We start from the raw sequence: 239 nt of genomic DNA, 5'->3' as shown, positions 1-239 counted from the left end.
CCGTTGGTTTATATAAAAAAGACGATAAATTTACGATCAACTATCAGGATCTTAATACCGCTAATCTAAATACTTTCAGATCTTTTTCATTTCAAAATATGAATAAAGATGTTGAAGGTTTATATAAAATGATTACCGACGGCTTCATCGATTCTCCTGAAGGAAATATTGTTTTGGAACTTCCTAACGATATTATTGAGCTCCATTACGAGAAAAACTTCGGACAGCCAACTGTTCAG

1 pseudogene is annotated in these 239 nt (G+C 32.6%); it reads left to right on the top strand.

Going from position 1 to position 239, the window contains the following annotated elements:
• Nucleotides 1-239: pseudogene (locus SCA31_RS25350) on the top strand (hypothetical protein); the annotation flags it as partial.

It is taken from the genome of Chryseobacterium sp. SIMBA_028 (genome assembly GCF_046535285.1).
Classification (GTDB): domain Bacteria; phylum Bacteroidota; class Bacteroidia; order Flavobacteriales; family Weeksellaceae; genus Chryseobacterium.
This window is presented reverse-complemented; position numbering and strand designations above follow the sequence as displayed.